Source organism: Klebsiella sp. Ech2A, assembly GCF_030078455.1.
GTDB classification, from domain to species: Bacteria; Pseudomonadota; Gammaproteobacteria; order Enterobacterales; family Enterobacteriaceae; genus Klebsiella; species Klebsiella terrigena.
The window spans coordinates 1-5,735 of the sequence record NZ_JAQGFU010000245.1; the positions used below are offsets into that span (position 1 = coordinate 1).

Annotated in this window: 4 protein-coding genes; 1 reads left to right on the forward strand and 3 read right to left on the reverse strand. The window is 58.9% G+C overall.

Features of this window, described 5'->3' with window-relative positions; all coding sequences use genetic code 11:
- The 3 genes from PFH44_RS24360 to PFH44_RS24370 all read right to left on the reverse strand — a co-directional run.
- A partial coding sequence (locus tag PFH44_RS24360; RefSeq protein ID WP_283826425.1) for a molybdopterin cofactor-binding domain-containing protein occupies positions 1-2,747 on the reverse strand: 2,747 nt, incomplete at its 3' end.
- 432 nt (positions 2,748-3,179) lie between these two features.
- Entirely contained in the window at positions 3,180-4,634 is a 1,455-nt protein-coding gene (locus tag PFH44_RS24365) for an AMP nucleosidase (protein ID WP_283826426.1), read from the reverse strand.
- Between the two features lie 132 nt (positions 4,635-4,766).
- On the reverse strand, positions 4,767-5,012 hold the full coding sequence (locus tag PFH44_RS24370; RefSeq protein ID WP_283826427.1) for a histidine kinase: 246 nt from the start codon (positions 5,010-5,012) through the stop codon (positions 4,767-4,769).
- Between the two features lie 180 nt (positions 5,013-5,192).
- Between PFH44_RS24370 and PFH44_RS24375 the strand changes: the two genes are divergently transcribed.
- Positions 5,193-5,735: alpha/beta hydrolase (locus PFH44_RS24375; protein WP_463671574.1), on the forward strand; the 543-nt coding region annotated here is incomplete at its 3' end.

Here is a 5,735-nt window from a genome sequence, read left to right on the forward strand (position 1 = left end):
AGCCTGGCGTCATAAATAATCAGCGGCGGAACCGAGTCGGCGCAGGGCGCGGCGTTAACGATATTCCCGCCGATCGTCGCCTGGTTGCGCAGCTGGAGAGAGCCGATAGTTTTGCAGGCCGTGACCAGCAGAGGGTAGCGCGCCTTAATCTGCGGGTGTCTGACCAGGTCGGTAAAGCAGACCCCTGAGCCGATAATCAGCTCGTCGTTAAGCTCTTCTATCTGCCTGAGCTCCTGAAGCCCCGCAATATTGACCAGCTCAACCTCGTCGGTTTTCAACCGCGCCTGTACCAGTACGTCGGTCCCGCCGGCGATGGGCTGGCTATTTTCCCGCGCCAGCAGCTGCAGCGCCTCGTCCAGATTTTTCGGCGTCGCCATGCGCAGCGTATTGAGGCGCAGAACCTGCTTATGCTCCGCTCCCTCCGCCATGAGTTCGCTCTGGCGCTCGGGTTTTTTCAGGTTATAGCCGATGCGTACGCGCTCGAGGGTCAGGGGAAGCTGACGGTTCCGCTTCTCCAGGGCGAAGCAGACCGCGTTGTTAAGCGCCGCGGCTCCCAGCTCAAGGACCGGCTCGCCGATGACCTTGGCGCCTAAAGGCCCGGCGCGGTCGTGGTTTTCGACGGCGATAATATCGATATGGGGCATATCCTGGATGGTGGGCAGCAGATAGGTGTCAAAATTCTCGGATTTCACGGTCCCGTTTTCGGTATTAAAATCCTCCAGCATGCCGTATCCCACCATTCCCTGCAGCACGCCGCCGTAGACCTGACCGGCAAAGCCGACGGGATTGATCACCTTACCCACATCGTGGGCGGCGACGACGTTATTGATGGCAATCTTGCCGGTGCGGGTATCCAGCGCAATATCGGCGATCTGGCAGCCGTAGACCCAGGTGAAATAGGGGCTGCCGCAGCCTTTTTCCTCATCCCAGTGGATAGCCGGCGCCACGTGCCAGCCGTAGGAGGAGAGGTTGGCGCCCGTCGCCCGGGTCAAATCGACAACTTCCTGAAAGGTCAGGGTGGTGTGCGGCTGGTGCCGATTGAAGACCTTCCCCTCCTGCCACACCAGATCGTCGATACCGGCGGCCCCCAGCCGCTGGCTGACGGCGTTGGCCATCCGGTTCTTGATTTTATTGGCGGCGCTCAGGATGGCCTGGCCGCCCATCAGCGTGCCGCGGGAGGCGACGGTAGAGCCGCCGTCGGCGATCATCGAGGTGTCAGGTTCAGAGAACATCACGCGATCCAGTCCGATGCCGAAGGCTTCCGCGGTAATCAGCGACATGGTGGTTTGCAAACCCTGGCCGTTTTCAGAGACGGAGGTTGAAATGTTGATGCTGCCATCGGCGTTCACCTGCATCAGCGCCGATGAGGCGTCCAGGCCCTCCGCGCCGAGGGAGCACCCGCGATGGCTGAGCGCCAGGCCGATACCGTAGCGCACCGGCCCGCCCTCGGCGTTGAGCTTGCGATAGTGCTCACGCCTGGCGACGAACTCCGCTTTCGCCATGGCTTTTTCGAGGACCTCCTGCGCGGAGACCGTATGATTATCAAACACCTGCCCGGCCATGCTGGTATCGCCCTGGCGGAGAATATTGCGCAGGCGCAGCTCGACCGGGGAGAGCCCCATCGCTTCGGCAACCTCGTCCATCAGCGATTCATTGGCAAAAATCACCTGCGGAGCGCCGTAGCCGCGATAGGCGGAGGTGTAGTTATTGTTGGTATAGACCCCCGTCACGTCGACCCGCACGTTGGGAATGTTGTAAGGCCCGGCGGCCTGCACGGAGCTGCGCCAGGTTACGAACATGGTCTGCCCGGAGTAGCTGCCGCCATCGGCGATAATATCGACCTTAATCGCCTGAATGCGGGCCTCATCATCGAGGCCAATCTTGTACTTCATCTTATAGGGATGGCGTTTATAGCTCTCCCGCATCGACTGTTCCCGATTGTAGGAGATCTTGACCGGGCGGGAGGTCAGATGCGCCAGCAGGGCGGCCCGGCAGGCAATATTGTCGATAATATCGTCCTTGCCGCCAAAGGACCCGCCCAGTATCGAGCGCTTAACGTTGACCCGCGACTGCGGAAGGGCGAGGTATTTTGCCACGATCCCGCGTATCCGGTGGGCGTTCTGAATCGAGCCGCTAATGGTCATCACCTGCTCGTTGTTATCGATCCAGGCGGTGATGGATTCCGGTTCTATATAGCCATGTTCCTGAAACCCCACCTCGTACTCGCGTTCAAAAATATGCGTAGAGGCGGCAAAGCCGCTGTCGATATCGCCTTTGACGGTGTGGTGGTGATTAATAATATTGCTGTCGAGTTCGCTATGAATTAAGCGCGCTCCGGGCTTCATGGCCTCTTCTGGCGACACGATGGGCTGCCATGGCGTGTAGGTTATAGCAATCTTTTCCGCGGCAAGGCACGCCGCTTCATAGGTTTCGGCGGCGACGACCGCAATGACATCACCGCGATAAGCAATTTCATCGCGAATGATGGGGGGATAGTCGGGAATGATAACGCCAAGGCTCTTCTCGCCGGGAATATCCTCCCACGTGGCAATACGCACCACGCCAGGAACGCTCCTCGCCGCAGATAAGTCGAGCGTATCAATGCGTCCTGCAGGAATATCGACAAAACGACAAACGCCGTACAGCATATTTGCCATTTTAATATCATCGCCGTAAATAGCCTTGCCGCTCACCTTGGCCAGGCCATCAACGCGCGCGACTTCATTGCCAACCAGCGTAGTGGTCATATTTTTCTCCGTTTCCAGGTCCTGTCTCTTATACGAACGACGCCCGACGGATGGTGTCACCGTAGGTCGCACTGCCGCAGCTGCGGGGGATGTCTGTTGCGCGGCATAACGGTCGTAAAGACGTTTTTGCCTATCGGGCGAGAAGTAGCAATAGGTATGCCAGCTCAAAGGAATGGGTTTTTCGGGGTCGCCAACTGTGATGCCGATCGAACTTATTGGCGAAACGACGCTGCCTGCGGGAGAGGCCGCCGCCGTTGCCGGGTGATTATCATCTGCGCGGCGATAATTATTATCATAATGATAAAGGGCGGTGATGAAGAGATAGCCTTTCGGCGTCGGGAGGTGGCGCATGGCGACCAGAGGATGGGGCGTTTCCCGGCATTAGAGCCCCCGGGCGCCGGGTTGCGCCCGGGGGAGTACGGGGAAGGGAAGCTAGCGGAAAGGCGGTTCGTTGAAGGTGCGCAGCTTGCGCGAATGCATATGATCGCCTTCGGCCCGCAGGAGGTCGATGGCCTTAATGCCAATCTGCAAATGCTCTGAAATAGCCCCTTCATAAAAACGGTTGGCCTGGCCGGGGAGCTTTATCTCACCGTGCAGCGGCTTATCAGAGACGCACAGCAGCGTGCCGTAAGGGACGCGGAAGCGATAGCCCTGAGCGGCGATAGTCGCGCTTTCCATATCAATCGCGACGGCGCGGCTGAGGTTGAAGCGCAGCGCCGAGGCGGAATAGCGCAGCTCCCAGTTGCGATCGTCGGTGGTGACGACCGTCCCGGTGCGCAGCCGCTGCTTAACCTCTTCGCCCGGCATGCCGCTGATCTGCTTGGTGGCGTCGTACAGCGCGCGCTGGACCTCGGCAATGCTGGGGATCGGGATATCCGGCGGCAGCACCGCATCGAGCACGTGGTCGTCGCGCAGATAGGCGTGCGCCAGCACGTAGTCTCCGATGGTCTGGCTTTCGCGCAGGCCGCCGCAGTGGCCAATCATCAGCCACACGTCCGGGCGCAGCACCGCCAGATGATCGCAGATATTCTTGGCGTTAGAAGGGCCAACGCCGATGTTAATCAAGGTGATCCCCTGACCATCTTTGGTGATCAGGTGCCAGGCGGGCATCTGGTGCTTTTTCCATGCCAGGTCGGACACGGCCTGCTCCGGCGCTTCGGTATCCGCGGTGATCCAGATCCCGCCAGCGCAGGAGAGCGCAATATAGGGGCTGTCGGGATCGAGGATCTGGCTGCAGCCCCAGCGCACGAACTCATCCACGTAGCGGGTGTAGTTGGTGAACAGGACGTACGGCTGGAAATGGTCGACCGGCGTGCCGGTGTAGTGGCGCAGGCGGGCGAGGGAGAAATCGACGCGTCGGGCATCGAAGTGGGAAAGCGGGTGGTTTTCGGTCGGGTGGAATATCCCGTCGGCGGTTTCATCGCCAATCTGCGACAGCTCGGTGGTCGGGAAATGGCGGGTCAGGCCCGCGCTCATCGAGCGATCGAGGGTCAGCGCGGAGCCGTCGATCACGTAAGGGTAGGGAATTTCATGCTGCGAAAGCCCAACGCTAATGTGCGCGCCGTAATCCTCATACAGCAGGGTCAGCTGTTCGAGGAGGTAGGTGCGAAAGAGCTTAGGATTGGTAATGGTGGTGGTGTAACAGCCGGCGTGGGTGAAGCGGCCCCACGCGCGGGTTTTGAGGGCCTTGTGATCGGCGCCATCCCACGAAACGGACAGCAGCGGATAGACAAACAGCCCCTGGGTACGGACGCTCTCGTCAGGGAGCACGTTGTGGTTGATGTACTCGCCAATGGCTTTACGTAGCGCATTGACCGACTGCTCATACTGCGTTTCTAGCTGACTCAGCGCTTGTTCCGGGGTCAGACTGGCGGCCTTGTGGTTCATCGTTCGCTCCTTGTTTCAGGTCTGCTGACGTGTTCGATAGTATGTCACAGACCGAAAAGAGCGAAGGGGAATTTCACCGGCTGAGCGATGAAAATACTGCAAATAGAAACAGTTGGTGATTATTACTGGCGGCTATTCGGCCTCGGAATGCGCGCTATCTGCCCAGCGCTCGGGGCTGAAGTGCGTCGCCTTTTGCACCCTGAGGGTCACCGAGGGGTCGTCGTTGATGCGGTAGCGGGCGTTCGCCAGCGGCGTGAGCTTATCGCCGATTTTTAAGCCGCAGCGGCAGGGTTCAATCTCGGCAATGATCAGCAGCTGGCCGCTTTGTAAAACCACGCGGGTCGTTTCGGTGCAGACCTTTTTTACCCACCACTCCATCTCTTTCTCTCTGGCCTGTTATATTCCCGGCGATAATTGTCTTTTGCTCCGCTTCTGACAATAAGAATAGCCTTTCGGTTTAGTCTATGTTTAAAAAGCATCTCGCAGGCTTTAATCACACAAACACCAATGCGCCAACGGTCGTCATCTACGGCAAAGAAAATGGACAGCGATATGGCAATGATGCGCTTTACCCGACACCTGAATAAAGCTGGTTTAAAAGTCGCCTCGCTGGTGAAAAAAATCGCCGTGGGCCTGCTTATCGTGATTGGCGTTTTTTTTGCCGGACGTATTTATGAAACCCAGCGCGGGCCTGCGCTGCATTCGTGGCATACCTGGTCCGCCGATGAAATGTCGGCGGCTGAGATTGACCGCACCACCTTCGCCGGATATCTGGCGCGGGAGGGGGCTATTTTTCAGCAGATGAAAACCCAGCTGACGGATGCGCTTCCAGATAATGAAAAAACGCCGCTCAACCGTTTTTATGCCCAAAGCGAGGTCTACCCGGAGAAGTTTCAACCTAACTGGAACCGCTCCTTCGTGCTGCTGCCGGAGGGAAAGCCGCGCGGCACCGCGGTGCTGCTGCACGGGCTGACGGACTCGCCCTACAGCGTGCGCTATCTGGCAAAAGCCTATCAGCAGCAGGGGTTCGTGGCGGTGGTGCCGAGGCTGCCGGGACACGGCACCGCGCCGGGATCGCTGACCGCCGTTGACTGGCAGGCG